Annotated in this window: 13 protein-coding genes and 1 tRNA gene; 11 read left to right on the forward strand and 3 right to left on the reverse strand. The window is 72.8% G+C overall.

Features of this window, described 5'->3' with window-relative positions; translation table 11 throughout:
- Positions 1–45 precede the first annotated feature (45 nt).
- The 4 genes from AMK33_RS09590 (at position 46) to AMK33_RS09605 (ending at position 6,193) form a co-directional block, all read left to right on the forward strand.
- Positions 46–3,519 (forward strand): ATP-dependent DNA helicase, encoded by a 3,474-nt coding sequence (locus AMK33_RS09590; RefSeq protein WP_073932355.1) that lies wholly within the window; start codon positions 46–48, stop codon positions 3,517–3,519.
- A 10-nt stretch (positions 3,520–3,529) separates the two neighbouring features.
- Positions 3,530–4,942 (forward strand): dipeptidase, encoded by a 1,413-nt coding sequence (locus AMK33_RS09595; RefSeq protein WP_073932356.1) that lies wholly within the window; start codon positions 3,530–3,532, stop codon positions 4,940–4,942.
- 146 nt (positions 4,943–5,088) lie between these two features.
- Positions 5,089–6,033, forward strand: coding sequence for an NAD(+) diphosphatase (nudC, locus tag AMK33_RS09600; protein ID WP_073932357.1), 945 nt, complete (start codon positions 5,089–5,091; stop codon positions 6,031–6,033).
- Between the two features lie 84 nt (positions 6,034–6,117).
- A tRNA-Trp gene (locus AMK33_RS09605) sits at positions 6,118–6,193 on the forward strand.
- Positions 6,194–6,268: 75 nt separating this feature from the next.
- On the opposite strand, the gene AMK33_RS09610 is transcribed toward AMK33_RS09605, so the two are convergent.
- Positions 6,269–6,526: a mycoredoxin gene (locus AMK33_RS09610; protein WP_073932358.1), complete on the reverse strand. Its 258-nt coding sequence runs from the start codon at positions 6,524–6,526 to the stop codon at positions 6,269–6,271.
- 102 nt (positions 6,527–6,628) lie between these two features.
- Here AMK33_RS09610 and AMK33_RS09615 point away from each other — a divergent pair, with 102 nt between their 5' ends.
- The 5 genes from AMK33_RS09615 (at position 6,629) to AMK33_RS09635 (ending at position 10,600) form a co-directional block, all read left to right on the forward strand.
- The gene (locus AMK33_RS09615) at positions 6,629–8,920 is read left to right on the forward strand and encodes an ATP-dependent DNA helicase UvrD2 (RefSeq protein ID WP_073932359.1); all 2,292 of its coding nucleotides are present in this window, start codon (positions 6,629–6,631) and stop codon (positions 8,918–8,920) included.
- A 163-nt stretch (positions 8,921–9,083) separates the two neighbouring features.
- The gene (locus AMK33_RS09620; RefSeq protein WP_073932360.1) at positions 9,084–9,398 is read left to right on the forward strand and encodes a hypothetical protein; all 315 of its coding nucleotides are present in this window, start codon (positions 9,084–9,086) and stop codon (positions 9,396–9,398) included.
- Between the two features lie 167 nt (positions 9,399–9,565).
- Positions 9,566–9,934: a WhiB family transcriptional regulator gene (locus AMK33_RS09625; protein WP_073932361.1), complete on the forward strand. Its 369-nt coding sequence runs from the start codon at positions 9,566–9,568 to the stop codon at positions 9,932–9,934.
- Positions 9,931–10,254 (forward strand): hypothetical protein, encoded by a 324-nt coding sequence (locus AMK33_RS09630; RefSeq protein WP_073932362.1) that lies wholly within the window; start codon positions 9,931–9,933, stop codon positions 10,252–10,254. The genes AMK33_RS09625 and AMK33_RS09630 overlap by 4 nt, the downstream gene beginning before the upstream one ends.
- 136 nt (positions 10,255–10,390) lie before the next feature.
- Complete coding sequence (locus tag AMK33_RS09635) at positions 10,391–10,600, forward strand: hypothetical protein (RefSeq protein WP_073932363.1); 210 nt, start codon at positions 10,391–10,393, stop codon at positions 10,598–10,600.
- Between the two features lie 31 nt (positions 10,601–10,631).
- Here AMK33_RS09635 and AMK33_RS09640 read toward each other — a convergent pair whose 3' ends face one another.
- Positions 10,632–11,999, reverse strand: a complete 1,368-nt coding sequence (locus AMK33_RS09640) for an ABC1 kinase family protein (protein WP_073932364.1) — start codon at positions 11,997–11,999, stop codon at positions 10,632–10,634.
- Positions 11,992–13,218: a TOMM precursor leader peptide-binding protein gene (locus AMK33_RS09645; protein WP_073932365.1), complete on the reverse strand. Its 1,227-nt coding sequence runs from the start codon at positions 13,216–13,218 to the stop codon at positions 11,992–11,994. Before AMK33_RS09645 ends, AMK33_RS09640 begins: the two co-directional genes overlap by 8 nt.
- Before the next feature lie 216 nt (positions 13,219–13,434).
- Between AMK33_RS09645 and AMK33_RS09650 the strand changes: the two genes are divergently transcribed.
- Positions 13,435–14,031 carry a M48 metallopeptidase family protein gene (locus tag AMK33_RS09650; protein ID WP_073932366.1) on the forward strand — a complete coding sequence of 199 codons (597 nt, stop codon included), beginning with the start codon at positions 13,435–13,437 and terminating at the stop codon, positions 14,029–14,031.
- A gap of 139 nt (positions 14,032–14,170) precedes the next feature.
- The gene (locus tag AMK33_RS09655) at positions 14,171–15,889 is read left to right on the forward strand and encodes a TerD family protein (protein ID WP_073932367.1); all 1,719 of its coding nucleotides are present in this window, start codon (positions 14,171–14,173) and stop codon (positions 15,887–15,889) included.
- Positions 15,890–15,901 lie beyond the last annotated feature (12 nt).

A 15,901-nucleotide genomic window follows, 5' to 3' on the forward strand; every position in this document is an offset into this window, starting at 1 on the left:
GCTCTGACGGCCCCCGCTGTCAGTACTCGCCGCTAGATTCTGCGTGTGCCCGCTCGAATCACCGATGCCGATCAGCTCAAGGAGCTCCTCGGCATCCCGTTCACCCCGGAGCAGACGGCCTGCATCATCGCGCCGCCCGCCCCGCAGGTGATCGTGGCCGGAGCCGGATCGGGCAAGACGACGGTGATGGCGGCCCGCGTGGTGTGGCTGGTCGGCACCGGCCAGGTCGCCCCCGAACAGGTACTCGGCCTCACCTTCACCAACAAGGCCGCCGGTGAACTCGCCGAACGCGTCCGCAAGGCACTGATCAAGGCCGGCGTCACCGACCCCGACGCCATCGACCCGGACAACCCCCCGGGCGAGCCCGTGATCTCCACGTACCACGCCTTCGCGGGCCGCCTCCTGACCGACCACGGACTGCGCGTCGGCCTCGAACCGACCTCCCGCCTCCTCGCCGACGCCACCCGTTACCAGCTCGCCGCGCGGGTCCTGCGCGAGGCCCCCGGCCTCTACCCGGCGCTCACCCGCTCCTTCCCCGACCTGGTCGGCGACCTCCTCACCCTCGACGCCGAGCTCGCCGAACACCTCGTACGGCCCGAGGACCTGCGCGCCCACGACGCCGAGCTGCTGCGCACCCTGGAGAACACCAGGCTCACCAACGCCGACCTGCGCAAGGTCCCCGAGGCGGCCGCCGCGCGGCGCGAACTCGCCGACCTCGTGCTGCGCTACCGGGCCGCCAAACGCGAACGCGACCTGCTCGACTTCGGCGACCAGATCGCCCTGTCCGCCCGGCTCGCCGCCCTCCCCGAGGTGGGCCGCGTCCTGCGCGACGAGTTCCGCGTGGTCCTCCTCGACGAGTACCAGGACACCTCCGTCGCCCAGCGCGTCCTGCTGGCCGGACTGTTCGGCGGCGGCACCGGCCACCCCGTGACCGCCGTCGGCGACCCCTGCCAGGCGATCTACGGCTGGCGCGGCGCCTCCGTCGCCAACCTCGACGACTTCCCCGAGCACTTCGCCCACGCCGACGGCCGCCCCGCCACCCGCCAGTCGCTCAGCGAGAACCGCCGCAGCGGCGGACGCCTCCTCGACCTCGCCAACGGCCTCGCCGAGCCGCTGCGCGCCATGCACGCGGGCGTGGAGGCCCTCCGCCCGGCGCCCGGCGCCGAACGCGACGGCACCGTCCGCTGCGCCCTGCTGCCCACCCACGCGGAGGAGATCGACTGGATCGCCGACTCCGTCGCCCACCTCGTGAACACCGGCAAGGCACCCGGCGAGATCGCCGTGCTGTGCCGCACGGCCGGCGACTTCGCCGAGATCCAGGGCGCCCTGGTCGCCAGGGACGTCCCCGTCGAGGTGGTCGGCCTGTCCGGGCTGCTGCACCTGCCCGAGATCGCCGACCTCGTCGCCGTCTGCGAGGTCCTCCAGGACCCCGGAGCCAACGCCTCCCTCGTACGGCTGCTGACCGGCCCGCGCTGGCGCATCGGCCCCCGTGACCTCGCCCTGCTGGGGCGGCGCGCACGACGGCTCGTCTCCCACGCGCGCGTGGACGGCGACGACGACCCCGACCGGCGGCTCGCCGAAGCCGTCGAGGGCGTCGACCCGGCCGAGGTGATCTCGCTCGCCGACGCCCTCGACACCTTCCTGGAGACACCGCTGGACGGCCGAGGGGACGACGACGGCCTGCCCTTCTCACCGGACGCCCGCGTACGCTTCGCCCGCCTGGCCACCGAACTGCGCGACCTGCGCCGCTCCCTCGCCGACCCCCTCATGGACGTCCTGCACCGCGTCCTCGCCGTCACCGGCCTGGAGGTCGAACTCTCCGCGTCCCCGCACGCCCTGGCCGCCCGCCGGCGCGAGACCCTCTCCAACTTCCTCGACATCGCCGCGTCCTTCGCCGCCGGCGACAACGAGGCCACCCTGCTCGCCTTCCTCGCCTTCCTGCGCACCGCCGCCCAGTACGAGAAGGGCCTCGACAACGCGCTGCCCGGCGGCGAGAACACCGTCAAGGTCCTCACCGCGCACAAGTCCAAGGGCCTCGAATGGGACGTCGTCGCCGTCCCCGGACTGGTCACCGGCACCTTCCCCAGCAGCCAGGGCCGCGAGAAGTGGACCGCGCAGGGCAAGGTGCTGCCGCACGGACTGCGCGGCGACGCCGACACCCTGCCCGACGTCGAGTCCTGGGACTCCCGTGGCCTGAAGGCCTTCCACGAGGCCATGAAGGAACACCAGCACACCGAGGAACTCCGCCTCGGCTACGTCACCTTCACCCGCCCCCGCTCCCTGCTCCTCGGCTCCGGCCACTGGTGGGGGCCCAGCCAGAAGAAACCGCGCGGCCCCTCCGACTTCCTCCACGCCCTCTACGCGCACTGCGCCGCCGGACACGGCGAGATCGAGGCGTGGGCCGACGAGCCCGCCGAGGGCGAGGAGAACCCCGCCCTGCACCGGGCCGGCGACGACCAGGTGTGGCCCCTGCCCCTCGACGCCGCCGCCCTCACCCGCCGCCGCGCGGCCGCCGACACCGTCCTCGCCCACCTCCACCGCCTCGCCGCCCACCCGGACGGCCCCGCCACGGCCGTACACGACCCCGACACCCACGACGACCCGGACTGGCCGCCACCGCCCGACGACGAGGACCCCCTCCCCGAGGAGGACCCCTTCGCGGACGCCGGCCCGGACGACTGGGACTCCTGGAGCACCGACCGCCCCACCGTCCCGCACCAGGCGACGGCCCCGGAACCCGCCGTACACCCCGGCCCGGCGGAGCCGGCCCACTCGCCGAGACCCCGTCTCACCCCCGAAGAGGCCCGCACCGTCGCCTCCTGGGACCGCGACCTCGACGCCCTCACCGGAGAGCTCCTGCACCTTCGTGAGAGCGTCACCGAGGTGCGGCTGCCCGCCTCGCTGACCGCCTCCGAGCTGCTGCGCCTGGCCGCCGACCCGGACGGCTTCGCCCAGGAACTGGCCCGCCCCATGCCCCGCCCACCGCGGCCCGCCGCGCGCCGCGGCACCCGCTTCCACGCCTGGGTCGAGGCACGCTTCGAGGAACTGACCCTGCCCATGCTCGACCCGGACGAGCTGCCCGGCGGCGACGCCGAGATCTCCGACGAACGCGACCTGGAGGCACTCAAGGAGGCCTTCGAACGCACCGAGTACGCCCACCGCACCCCCCACCGCGTGGAAGCCCCCTTCCAGCTGTCGATCGCCGGCCGCGTCGTCCGCGGCCGCATCGACGCCGTCTACCGGAAGGACGACGGGGACGGGACGACGTACGAGATCGTCGACTGGAAGACCGGCCGCGACCGCACCGCCGACCCGCTCCAGCTCGCCGTCTACCGGCTCGCCTGGGCCGAACAGCAGGGCGTCCCCCCGGAGACCGTCACGACCGCGTTCCTGTACGTACGCACCGGTGAGATCGTCCGCCCCGGCCCCCTGCCCGGCCGCGCGGAGCTGGAGCGGCTGCTGCTCGGGGAGCCGTCCGGTGAGATACCGCACTCCGAGGACACCGGCGCGGGCCGATAGGCTCGAGGACATGAGCCAGCCCGTTGACACTGCCGTCAGCGCCGTCCGTACGTACATCGCACAGCACCGCGTCGCCTTCCTCGACGACCTCACCGAGTGGCTGCGCATCCCGTCCGTCTCGGCCCAGCCCGACCACGCGCCCGACGTGCGCCACAGCGCCGACTGGCTCGCCGCCAAACTCAAGGAGACCGGCTTCCCGACCGCCGAGGTCTGGCCCACCCCCGGCGCCCCGGCCGTCTACGCCGAATGGCCCTCCGCCGACCCGGAGGCGCCCACCGTGCTGGTCTACGGCCACCACGACGTGCAGCCCGCGGCCCGCGAGGACGGCTGGGACAGCGAGCCCTTCGAACCCGTCGTCCGGGACGGCCGCCTCTACGCGCGCGGCGCGGCCGACGACAAGGGCCAGGTGTTCTTTCACACCCTCGGCGTCCGGGCCCACCTCGCCGCCACCGGCCGCACCACCCCGGCCGTCCACCTGAAACTGCTGATCGAGGGCGAGGAGGAATCCGGCTCCCCGCACTTCCGCGCGCTCGTCGAAGAGCACGCGGACCGGCTCACCGCCGACGCCGTGATCGTCTCCGACACCGGCATGTGGTCCGAGGACACCCCCACCGTGTGCACCGGCATGCGTGGCCTCGCCGAGTGCGAGATCCGGCTGTACGGCCCCGACCAGGACGTCCACTCCGGTTCCTTCGGGGGCGCGGTGCCCAACCCGGCCACCGCCGTCGCCCGTCTGGTGGCCGCCCTGCACGACGAGCACGCGCGCGTGGCGATCCCCGGCTTCTACGACGGTGTCGTCGAGCTCACCGACCGAGAACGCGAACTCTTCGCCGAGCTGCCCTTCGACGAAGACCAGTGGCTGCGCACCGCCAAGTCCCACGGCACCCGCGGCGAAGCCGGATACAGCACCCTGGAACGCGTCTGGGCCCGCCCCACCGCCGAGGTCAACGGCATCGGCGGCGGCTACCAGGGCCCCGGAAGCAAGACGATCATCCCGTCCTCCGCCATGGTGAAGCTGTCCTTCCGGCTCGTCGCCGGCCAGGACCCCGAGCACGTGCGCGAGGCCGTCGGCGCCTGGGTGCCCGGAGAGCTCCCCGACGGCATCCGCCACGAGATCACCTTCAGCCCCGCCACCCGTCCCTGCCTGACGCCACTGGACCACCCGGCCCTGCAGTCCGTGGTCCGCGCGATGGGCCGCGCCTTCGGCACACCCGTCCGCTTCACCCGCGAGGGCGGCTCCGGACCGGCCGCCGACCTCCAGGACGTCCTCGGCGCACCGGTGCTGTTCCTCGGCATCTCCGTCCCGTCCGACGGCTGGCACGCCCCCGACGAGAAGGTCGACCTGGACCTGCTCCTCAAAGGCGTCGAGACCAGCGCGTACCTGTGGGGCGACCTCGCCGAGCACTGGCGGCACGCCCCCTGACCTCGCACACCGTCCGAACCGGACGCCCGCGCGGGGCACACTGGAAGGGACCCGCCGCGCCCCGCAGGACCCGGTCCCTCCCGCCGCACGTCCCGCCGAACCGCCCGCCGACCCAATCCGTTCCACCGGGGGAGTTGGAAGCACCCGTGACCACCTGGACCGACCACACCGCCGACCGACCCATCTCGCTCACCGCCCCGAGCGGCATCGACCGCGCCGCCCACCACCGGCTCGACGAGGCATGGCTCGCGGCGGCGTGGAGCCACCCCTCGACCCGCTGCTTCGTGGTCTCCGGCGGCCAGGTCCTCATCGACGAGGCGGCGGACGGGCGTACCGAACTCGTCATGACCCCGTCCTTCGAGGCCCCGCTCACCGAGGCCCACCGCTACTTCCTGGGCATCGACGACGAGGGCGTCAGCTACTTCGCCCTCCAGAAGGACTCCCTTCCCGGCCGCATGGACGACTCCGCCCGCCCGGCGGGCCTGCGCGAGGCGGGACTGCTCCTGTCGCAGCGCGAGGCCGGCCTGATGGTGCACGCGGTCGCCCTGGAGAACTGGCAGCGGCTGCACCGCTTCTGCTCCCGCTGCGGCGAGCGCACCGTCATCGCCGCCGCCGGCCACATCCGCCGCTGCCCCGCCTGCGGCGCCGAGCACTACCCGCGCACCGACCCCGCGGTGATCATGGCCGTGGTCGACGACCAGGACCGCATCCTGCTCGGCCGCCAGGTCCACTGGCCCGAGGGCCGCTTCTCCACGCTCGCCGGATTCGTCGAACCGGGGGAGTCCATCGAGCAGTCGGTGCGCCGTGAGGTCCACGAGGAGGTCGGCATCGGCGTCGGCGAGGTCGAGTACGTCGCCAGCCAGCCCTGGCCCTTCCCGTCCAGCCTCATGCTGGGCTTCACCGCCCGGGCCACCTCGACCGAGATCGACGTCGACGGCGACGAGATCCACGAGGCCCGCTGGTTCTCCCGCGACGAACTCGGCGCCGCCTTCGAGTCCGGCGAGGTGCTCCCGCCGTACGGCATCTCGATCGCGGCCCGTCTGATCGAACGCTGGTACGGCAAGGACCTGCCGACCCGCAGCGCCTTCTGACCGGACGCCCAGCGCTCCGACGGGGCCCCGACGCCAAGCCGTCGGGGCCCCGTCCCGTGCACCGGCTACGCTGTCGGGCCGGGCGGAGCCCGTAGCGCAGAGGTCGTCGCGCGCGGTCTCCAAAACCGCGAGGACGCCGGTTCGAATCCGGCCGGTTCCGCCTTCCCCGCACCCCCGAAGACACGTCGGCCCCCTCCGGTGACCTCGACCGGAGGGGGCGCGGCGCCGGGGAACGTCAGACCGCGAGAGCCTGCTTCACCTGGGCGAGACTCGGGTTCGTCATCACGACCTCGTCGCCACCGGCGGAGGGAACCACTCGTACCGTGGGCACCGTCTGGTTTCCGCCGTTCGCCTTCTCCACGAAGGCCGCGGAGTCCGGGTCCTGCTCGATGTTGATCTCGGTGTACGCGATGCCCTCACGGTCCAGCTGGCTCTTCAGCCGACGGCAGTAGCCGCACCACGTGGTGCTGTACATCGTCACAGTGCCCTGCATGCCTCTCGCGCTCCTTCGGCGGTTCGGGGAAGTCCTCGTCGTGGGAGGAACGTACGGGAGAGCACCGGCATTCCCGCCGGGTGGCCGCACGAGCCCCACGTGATGCCTGCCGCATTAGTACGACTACGGGGGCCTCCCTGTGGACAACCGGCTCGCCTGTCTCCGGCGACCTGGCAGCATGGCTGTGTGACAGCAGCAACGCACTCCACTCTCTTCCCGCAGGTACCGGACTCGGCCGACGCGGTGCTCGAAGGGCTCGACCCCGAGCAGCGCGCCGTGGCCACCGCCCTGCAGGGTCCGGTGTGCGTGCTGGCGGGCGCCGGCACCGGCAAGACCCGGGCGATCACCCACCGGATCGCCTACGGGGTGCGCGCGGGCGTCCTCCAGCCCTCCAGCGTGCTCGCCGTCACCTTCACCAACCGCGCCGCCGGAGAGATGCGCGGCCGGCTGCGCCAGCTCGGTGCCGTCGGTGTCCAGGCCCGCACCTTCCACTCCGCGGCACTGCGCCAGTTGCAGTACTTCTGGCCGAAAGCGATCGGCGGTTCCCTGCCCCGGCTCGTCGACCGCAAGATCCAGCTGGTCGCCGACGCGGCCGCCGCCTGCCGTATCCGGCTCGACCGGGGCGAGCTGCGGGACGTCACCGCGGAGATCGAATGGTCCAAGGTCACCCAGACCGTCCCGGCCGACTACGCGGCCGCCGCCGCCAAGGCCGGCCGGGAGTCCCCCCGTGACCCCGCCGAGATCGCCCAGCTCTACTCCGCCTACGAGGACCTCAAGCGCGAGCGTGCCGTCATCGACTTCGAGGACGTGCTGCTGCTGACCGTCGCCGTCCTGCAGGACCGGCACGACATCGCCGAGCAGGTCCGCGCCCAGTACCAGCACTTCGTCGTCGACGAGTACCAGGACGTCAGCCCGCTCCAGCAGCGGCTGCTGGAACTGTGGCTCGGCGAGCGGGAGAACCTGTGCGTGGTCGGCGACGCCAGCCAGACGATCTATTCATTCACGGGCGCAACCCCCGACCATCTGCTCGACTTCCGCACCCGCCACCCCGGGGCCACCGTCGTCAAGCTGGTCCGCGACTACCGCTCGACCCCCCAGGTCGTCCGCCTGGCGAACGGCCTGCTCGCCCAGGCCCGTGGCCGGGCCGCCGACCACCGGCTGGAACTGGTCTCCCAGCGCGCCGCGGGGACCGAGCCGGTCTTCACCGAGTACCCCGACGAGCCCGCCGAGGCGGAGGGCGCCGCCCGTCGCATCCGTGAGCTGATCGACGCCGGGGTCCCGGCGAGCGAGATCGCCGTCCTGTTCCGGACGAACGCCCAGTCCGAGACCTACGAGCAGGCCCTCGCCGATGTCGGCGTGCCCTACCAGCTACGGGGTGCCGAGCGGTTCTTCGACCGTCCCGAGGTGCGCAAGGCCGGCATCGCCCTGCGCGGCGCGGCCCGCTTCGGCGGCAACGACACCCTCCTCGACGACGCCCCCGACCTGCCCTCCCAGGTGCGCGCCGTGCTCTCGGGCGAGGGCTGGACGACCCAGCCCCCGGCCGGCTCCGGAGCGGTCCGGGAACGCTGGGAGTCACTGGCCGCGCTGGTGCATCTCGCCCAGGACTTCGCCGCCGCCAGACCCGGCGCCACCCTCGCCGACCTCGTCGCCGAACTCGACGAGCGGGCCGGCGCCCAGCACGCCCCGACCGTGCAGGGCGTCACCCTCGCCTCGCTGCACTCGGCCAAGGGCCTGGAGTGGGACGTCGTCTTCCTGGTCGGTGTCGCCGAGGGCATGATGCCGATCACCTACGCAAAGACCGACGAGCAGATCGAGGAGGAGCGCCGCCTCCTCTACGTCGGTGTCACCCGCGCCCGTGAGCGTCTCCAGCTCTCCTGGGCGCTCTCCCGTTCACCCGGCAGCCGGCCGAACCGTCGCCCCAGCCGCTTCCTCCACGGACTGCGCCCCGGCTCGAACGCCGCCGGGGGCCGGGGCGGCGCGGCCGGCGCGGGAGGTGTGGAGCGCGGCTCGTTCGGGACGGCGTCCGCCTCGGTCGTCCCGGGTCCGAGACGCGGACAGCGCAGCCCCGCCCGCTGCCGGGTGTGCGGCCGCACGCTGACCGACGCGGGCGAGATGAAGCTGATGCGCTGCGAGGACTGCCCCACGGACATGGACGAGGGCCTGTACGAGCGGCTCCGTGAGTGGCGCGCCGGCCAGGCGGGGCGCAGCGGGCAGCCGGCCTTCTGCGTCTTCACCGACAAGACGCTGATGGCCATCGCCGAGACGGTCCCCGACGACGAGCACGCACTGGCCAGGATCCCCGGGGTGGGGATGCGCAAGCTGGGCCGCTACGGAGCCGATGTTCTGGCCATCTGCGCAGGTCGCGACATCGACGAGGAACGGGATCAGGACTGATCCGAACTCGTCGGAAAAATAGTTTGCGCATGCCCCGGCAATCCCCATAGGTTCTTAGGCACGGGAACGGCGGCCTTCTCCAAGGCCCCGATTCCGTGTTGTACTTGCATATCCGCGGACTGGTTCACCCCGGTCCCCTAGACGCCGAGAGGAGGCGAGTCCAGTGATCAGCATCAACATCAGCTCCATCGTCAAACTGACCGATCGCTCGGCCGTCTCCCTGTGCATGCTCGGCGCCTCGAACCAGGGCACCGGTCTGTCCGGCATCCATGCCGCACGTCTGGTGTCCTCCCTCGCTCCCGCGGCTCCTGCCGTCCGTGAGCGCGATGAGCGACCGACCGAGGCACTGGAAGCGGTAGTGGCACAGGCGAAGGCCTATGCCTTTGCGGCAGCCGGTGCCGGATTCCGGAAGCAGACGACGCAGCACCACCTGATGTGGGCCTTCCGTGGGCCAGAACCCTGGAGTGATCCAGCCTGATGCGATCAGGCCGGCGCCTTCAGGGCCGCGGAACCCCATCCGGGATCCGCGGCCCTTCTGTTTTCCCTCAAGCGGGGAGAGCGAAGCGCCTCGGGGCAAGAAAAGAACCCGGTACCAGCCGCCACCCGGCCAACAGGCCGGAAACGACCAGACGAGGAAGACGAACCGTGCAACTCGAAGCGCACGTCCCGTCCGTACCGCCTTCCGACACGATCCCCAAGCCCGGCTCCACGGAGGACCCGACCTTGACTCCGCTCACCGCGCTCACCGCGCTCGACGACGCCATCGAGAACCTCGGCGTGCCCGTCCCGTGCCGCTCCTACGACCCGGAGGTCTTCTTCGCCGAGTCGCCGGCGGACGTCGAGTACGCCAAGTCCCTCTGCCGCACCTGCCCGCTGATCGAGGCCTGCCTCGCCGGCGCCAAGGAGCGGCGTGAGCCCTGGGGCGTCTGGGGCGGCGAGCTGTTCGTCCAGGGAGTTGTCGTCGCCCGCAAGCGGCCGCGTGGCCGCCCGCGCAAGAACCCGGTCACGGCATGAACACCCCAGGAACGATCGACCGCCCCCTCACGCACGACCCCCAGAAGCAGGCCCCGATGATGCCGTCCGCTCACGAGCCCGCGGGCTCCGCGACCGAAGACTTCACCACCAGCGGTGCGAACGACTCGCGCCAGAACAGGACCCGAGAGATGCAACTCATCCCAGAAGCCCTGGCCCGTGCGCATATGCACGAGCGACTGCAGGAGGCGCAGCGGGAGCGCCAGGCCACCAGCCTGGTGACCGCTCGCCGGATGCAGCGCCGGGCCGAGCGCGCCTCCCGGCGCGCCCGCCGCGCGCTCGCCATGGCGGTCATGCAGTAACCGATCCCACCTGAAGCGGTGGCCTCCCCAGCCGGAGGCACAGCTCTCCCCGCGGGGGCCGGTCCGTGCGAACGGACCGGCCCCCGCTGCGCGTTCGTGCCGGGCGGGCCGTCGGGAACGGCGTTATCGTCGCCGGGTGACGAGTCATCCCGATGGCAGCGACGACGACGGCTCCGCGGCGGAGCCGGAGCCGCTGGTGTGCGCGCGCTGCGGCACCCGCGCCGAGGGGCCGCGGCCGACCTGGACCTTCTCCGTGGAGGACGGCGCCCGCCGTCACTACTGCGAGGCGTGCTCCCGCGACAACCTGCGGGCGATCGAGGGCCGCCTGGACTCGCAGTGGTGGTAGAGGCCGGCAGGCGAAGCGCCCGCCGCGTCCGTCATGCCTGGGCGGCCGGTTCCTCCGCCGCCGGTTCCTCCGGGACGAAACCCGGCAGCCACTCCTCCAGCTCCTCCCGTAGCCGCACCGTCGCACCGAGCTGACAGAGCACGCCGATCGTGCTCAGGGTCACCCGGTGGATCAACAGGTAGGCCGGGGGAAGGTTGAGCTGCTTGGCCAGCTGGGAGGCGGGGGAGCGGGGGTCGGCTATCCGGGCCGCCTGGCTCCGCATCCAGCCGCGGGTGAAGGTGAACTCGTCGGCCGCGGCCGGCTCGATGATCGGCAGGAGGTAGTCGAGGACGGTGTCGGGGTCCAGCTCGATCGACTCCTTGACGAAGCCCTCGGCGCAGAGCATCTCGTAGACGGCCTCCGCCTCTCCGTCCAGCGTCATCCGCAGGGCCTCGCCGATGGGCTCGGGCAGCCCGCCCGGGAGCCGGTCGACGGTGCCGAAGTCCAGCACGCCCAGACGCCAGTCGTCCTCGCCCTGCGGCCCGCCGGGCAGCAGACGGAAGTTGCCGGGATGCGGATCGGCGTGCAGCAGACCGGTGCGCGCGGGACCGGAGAACAGGAAGCGGGCCAGGAGCTGGCCGGCCCGGTCGCGCTGTGCCTCCGTGCCGTCCGAGATGATCTCCGACAGCGGTATGCCGTCCATCCACTCGGTGATCAGCACCTGCTCGCACTGGTGGACCACATCCGGCACGACGACGTCGGGGTCGTCCGTGAACTCCTCGGCGTGGGCCCGCTGGGCCTGGGCCTCCAGGCCGTAGTCCAGCTCTTCGGAGACCCGGTCCTTGAGCTCCGTGATCAGCGGCTTGACGTCCATGCCGGGGATGAGCGGACCCAGCAGACGGGCGAAGCGGCTCAGCTGGTTCAGGTCGGACAGCAGGGCCTCGCCGGCGCCCGGGTACTGCACCTTGACCGCCACCTCGCGGCCGTCGTGCCACACCGCCCGGTGCACCTGGCCGATCGAGGCCGCGGCGGACGGCTTGTCCTCGAACTCCAGGAACAGCTCCTGCCAGCCTTCGCCCAGCCGCTCCGCCAGCACCGCGTGGACGGTACGGGTGGGCATCGGCGGGGCTGCCTCCTGCAGCTTGGTCAGCGCCGCCCGGTAGGGACCGGCGACCTCCTCCGGCAGGGCCGACTCGAAGACCGACAGGGCCTGGCCGAACTTCATCGCGCCGCCCTTGAGCTCGCCGAGCACCTTGAAGAGCTGCTCGGCGGTGCGCTGCTGGAGCTCGCGGCCGACAAGCTCCGCGGACTCGCCCACGATCCGCTTGCCGAGTCCCCAGGTAGCCCGCCCGGCGAAGCCGAGCGGGAGCGCGGCCAGTTTGGCGGTCCGGGTGACCGCCTTCCGGGGAAGATCAGACATGCGCCCTCCAAGTCCCTGCCGGCCGTTTCGCGTCCGCCTCGCGGCGCCACTCCTCCGACGGCCCGTGCACGGCCATTGTCTCGTGCGACCCCCCGTCCCCGGGGGTGTGTTCTCCCTTACCTTTTTCCGGACCTTTGCGTGCGGCTCCGCACGAGCAGGCCGGGTGAGGCCGGACCGGACGCGCATGCCAGCGCAGAGCGGGGAGGGAGACCTCCCAGCGTGCGCCGGCGCTGGACGGGACCCGGCCGTCCAGGAAGGCGAGCGCGTGGGCGGCCGCCAGCCCGGCCACCGTCGTGGCCAGCGTCAGGTCGCAGGCGCCCACCCGGCGCTGCCGCCCGGAGCGCCACTGGGCGGCCAGGCGCGGCCAGGTCGGGTCCCGGTCGGTGCGGTCCTGCTGGAGACAGCCCGCACAGCTCGTCTCGCCGGGCAGGACCAGCGGGCCGACCACACCGGTCCCCTCCACGACACCGGCGTAGAGATGGGGTGTGCCCGAGGACACGAGGGTTTCGGCGGCCGCCGGGTCGGGTGCGTGCACGGCGACGTCGTCCCGCGGGGCGAGGACGACCAGACCGAAACCGGGGTCGCCCCCTTCGAGGGGAGACCGGGCGGTCCGGCGCGGCGGGCGGTCCGGGGCGGCCCGGCGTACCGCGCGGCGGGCCGCCTCGTCCCTGCGGTCGCCGACGGCCTCGGCGGGCAGCCCGCCCGGCACGACGTCCCACGGCTCGACCTGCCCGACGTCGCGCACGTCGACCTCGCCCACTCCGGCCCCCGACAGCAGCGCCGCGAGGGCGGTGCCCACCCGGCCCGCGCCTCTCACCTGCACCCGCACACTGCGGCGTGCCGCCAGCCGGCGCAGCGGATCGCCCGGTCCGGAGGTGGTCAGGGCGAGGGCCGCCAGGTCCGGACGGAGCCGGTCGAGGACCTCCGGTTTCTCCCGCAGGGTCTCGGCGGCCGGCCCGCCGCCGCGCGAGTCGTCCAGCAGCCCGGCCCGCGACAGCCGGCGTACCAGCCGGTCGACATGGCCCTCGGGCAGGTCCATGCGCCGTGCCTCCTCCCGCAGGAGCTCCAGCCCGCGGGTGCCGTCGAGCAGGTCGAGGAAGCTGCCCGTGGCCGTGTCCACCGGGCCCAGCGTCAACGCGTGTGCCGGCGTCATCCCGAACTGCACGGTGTTGAGATCGCGCCATCCGCGCCGCAGCGCGGGCTTGACCATCGGATGCATGACAGACCCCCCGTATGTCCTGGATCGTCCCCGTTGGGCGGTCGAGCCCTTCGCGGCTCGTCCGACGCATGCCAGCATGCCGGGACGGGCCGGAGGCCGCCGAAAGTTGTCCACAGGCGGCGGGATTCATCGTACAAATCCGGCGCCCGGTGGGGGATCGCCGTGGAACCGTCCCGGAGCCAAGACTTCCCCGTGTGCAGCGGGTACCGTCGGGGCGTGCCCGCCGACCCACTGCACCGCGCCGGAAAGTCACAGCGCAGCACGACGAGCCAGCCGACGAACGGCTCACGGGCGAGCGCGATCGAGGTCCGCAGGAGCGCCCGCCGCCGCAGAACGGTCTCCGCGTACCGCGAGGGCGATCGCACCGTCGTGCTCATCCCCGCCCGGATGTCCGAGGCGGAGGAGCAGCGCTGGGTGACCGTCATGCTCGACAAGCTGGCCGCACAGGAGAGCAGGCGGACACTCGGGGACACGGAGCTGGCCGAGCGCGCCCGGCGGCTGTCCGAACAGTACTTCGACGGGCGGGCCCGGCCCGACTCGGTGCGCTGGGTCACCAACCAGAACACGCGCTGGGGCTCGTGCACCCCGTCCGACGGAAGCATCCGGCTGTCGCACCGGCTGCAGGGCATGCCCGAGTACGTCGTCGACTACGTCCTCTGCCATGAGCTGGCGCACCTGCTGGTGCCCGGGCACGGCCCGCGTTTCTGGCGGCTGCTGGAGGCGTATCCGAAGACCGAGCGGGCCCGTGGCTATCTCGAAGGGGTGGTCGCGGCCGAGCGGCTGCCGCATGTGCCGGGTGCGCGCAATGCGTGAGCGCCTGCCCGAGGTGAGCGCAGGGTAGGCCCGCGCGCGCGCGTTGTGTACCGGGTCTGTACCGACTTCACCCGGTGTCCGAATTTGCCGTTAGCCTGGCGCGACGCACTCACATTCGGGATGGGGGACGGTCGTACGTATGGCCAGGGAATTCCAACGCGGCCACAAGGCCAGGATCAGTGACCTCACGGCGGGGACGGATCTGTACGTAGGCGTGCAGATCTCCGGCCCGGGGCTGACCTTCGACATCAGCTGCTTCGGTCTCGACGCCGACGAACGGCTCTCCGACGACCGTTACTTCATCTTCTACAACCAGCCGAAGTCCCCCGAGGAGTCCGTTCAGCTCCTGGGTGCCCAGGCGGGCGACACCGAGTCGTTCCGCGTGACGCTGGACCGGATCCCGCAGCAGATCAGGAAGCTGTCCTTCACGGCGACCCTCGACGGCGCCGGGCAGATGTCACAGGTCGGTCCCGGGTACATCCGTATCGTCGCGGGCGGCGAGGAAGTGGCCCGGTACCCGTTCAGCGGCTCGGAGTTCTCCACCGAGCGGGCCGTGATGCTGGGTGACTTCTACTTCAAGGACGTCTGGCGGTTCGCCGCCGTCGGACAGGGCTTCGACGGCGGGCTCGACGCGCTGCTGCGGAACTTCGGCGGCGAGGTGGCCGAGGACGAGCCGGCCGCCCCCCAGCAGCAGCCGGGGGTCGACGGAGCCGCGCCCGGTTTCGCCCCGCCCGCCCAGGCCGCCGCGCCGCCCGCGTTCGGCGTACCCGGCGGAGCCGCGCCCGCCCCGGCCCCGGCTCCCGCCCCGGCCCCGGCTCCCGCGCCTGCTCCGGCCCCCGCGCCCCAGCCCGCCGCACAGGGCTTCGCGCCGCCGCCGGCCCCCGCACCTTCCGCGCCGCCGGTGCACACCGCGCCGACCATCGTCGCCCCCATGCACACCCCGCCCGGCGGCTCCCCGGTGCCGCCCCCGGCGCCGGCGCCCGCGCCCTACGGCCAGCCGGGCCAGCAGCCGCCGCCGTACGGCCAGCCCGCTCCGCCGCCCCAGGGCTACGGACAGCCCCAGGCACCGCAGGCACCCGCCCCGCCGCCCGGCTACGGACAGCCCACGCCCCCTCCGGGCTACGGCCAGCAGCCCCCGCCCGGACAACCGCCGGGTCAGCAGGCCCCGTACGGGGCGCCCCAGGGCGCACCGCAGAGCCCCGGCGTGCTCGGCGCGCTCCAGAAGTTCAAGGAGACACCCACCGGGCAGCGCTGGACCCAGCAGAACAAGAAGCTGGTCCGCGTCGACCTGGGCATCGGCGGACAGCCCGTGCTGGCCCGGCAGGGCAGCATGGTGCTCTACCAGGGCAAGGTCGACTTCAGCTACAAGGGCGCCGGCTTCTCCGGCCGCATCGTCGGCAACGCCACCGGCCAGGAGATGCAGCTGATGCGCTGCACCGGCCAGGGCCAGGTGTTCTTCGCCGAGAACTCCACGATGCTGCACCCGATCGAGCTCCAGGGCGACGCCGTGTGCGTCTCCGCCGAGAACGTCCTCGCCTTCGACGAGAGCCTGCAGTACGAGGTCCGCCGCATCGAGGGGCACGGCATCCCCGGCGGCGCGCTGTTCACGATGCAGTTCCAGGGGACCGGCACCATCGTCGTCAAGACCCACGGCACGCCCGTGGTGCTGCCGGTCACGCCCACCACGTTCGCCGACTGCAACGCCGTGGTCGCCTGGTCGGCCGCCTCCCAGGTGGTCGTCTCCAGCCAGGTGCGGATGCGCCGCAACTCCTACCCGGGCGACACCGGGGAGAGCGTGAACCTCCAGTTCAGGGGCGCACCCGGCAACTTCATCGTCGTCCAGCCGTACGAGATCTAAAGGGAGCCCGTC

The sequence above is a fragment of the Streptomyces sp. CB02400 genome (assembly GCF_001905725.1).
Classification (GTDB): Bacteria; Actinomycetota; Actinomycetes; order Streptomycetales; family Streptomycetaceae; genus Streptomyces; species Streptomyces atrovirens.